This is a genomic window from Rahnella sp. P4_A8 (assembly GCF_056402435.1).
Window position 1 is genome coordinate 1 of sequence record NZ_JBFUHK010000251.1, and the last position, 1,236, is coordinate 1,236.

Consider the following 1,236-nt stretch of genomic DNA (forward strand, 5'->3'; position numbering starts at 1 on the left):
AATCACTCCTCATCGGCCTGTTAATCAGGCCGATTCTTTTCACCTCTCAGATTTTTGAATAAAGGAAAAATAATGAAACATAACTTGAAAGTGTCACTTTGCTTTCTGGCAATTCATTTTGCTTTATTCAGCAATCTTGCTTTAGCTGGCTCTAACGTTCCTCCGGGTTTCGAAGAGCTGGTCTCAGGTCAGAACGTCTGGCTGAACGTCAATCTGCTCGGCCAGTCTGCCGGCTTATTTGAAGCCAACGTCACACTGGAAACCATACAGTTTAAAGACCCGCAGGCGGTACTTACCGCACTGAATCTGCCGCTGAAAACTGGCACGCCGGATTACCAGAAAATGCTGGCGACCTTGTCTGCGCCGCTTCCCCGCCATGGCAACCTGGCCTGCAGCAGCAATGCCGACGCCAGGGGCTGTGGTTATCTGGAAACCGACTCGCTGGCGCTGATTTACGATGAAAACAACAGCGCCGCCGACGTCTTTGTCAGCAAAGCACTGGTGCCTGATGCTGATAAAAAAGCCCTTTATTACACCCCGACCGCGCAGACTGAAAATGCCTTAATTCATCAGCAAACCCTGAACGTGGCAGCGCAGGATCAATACCAGAGTCTGTCACTACAAGGCGCCGGCGCACTGGGCGTGCTGACCAGCGGCTATGTGGGTTTTGACTGGTCGCTTGATTCTTACAAAAGTGACGACAGTGACAGCCAGACAGTATCTGTCGATGATCTCTATTTCCGCCAGAGCTTAGGTAAGCGTCACTACGTGCAGGCCGGACGCATGGACTCACGCGACCTTTCCAGCAACCTGGGCGGTAATATCAGTTTCTCGCTGTTACCGCTGAATGCGATCGATGGCGTCCGTGCCGGGAGTTCCCTGAGCTACCTGAATCTTGATGAAGCCAGCAAAGGTTCACCGCTGGTGGTACTGCTTTCCAGCAAATCCCGCGTCGATGCTTATCGCGGCAATCAGTTGCTCGGCACGTTTTATCTCAATAACGGTTCAAATACGCTGGATACCGGCAACTTCCCGAGCGGCAGTTATGCCGTCACCCTGCGAATTTATGAGAATAACCAGCTCGTGCGCACCGAAACCCAGCCGTTTACCAAAACGGGCGGGATCAGTGACGGGCATATGCAATGGTTTGTACAGGCCGGTGAAACGGCAGATAACAAAGTCGTCAGCTCAACAGATGACGAAGAAAATGACAGCACATCACGCAAACCGGTGATG

Annotated in this window: 1 protein-coding gene; it reads left to right on the forward strand. The window is 51.9% G+C overall.

What is annotated here, in order from left to right; all coding sequences use genetic code 11:
* Positions 1 to 72: 72 nt before the first annotated feature.
* A partial coding sequence (locus AC1DUO_RS25170; RefSeq protein WP_477989414.1) for a TcfC E-set like domain-containing protein occupies positions 73 to 1,236 on the forward strand: 1,164 nt, incomplete at its 3' end.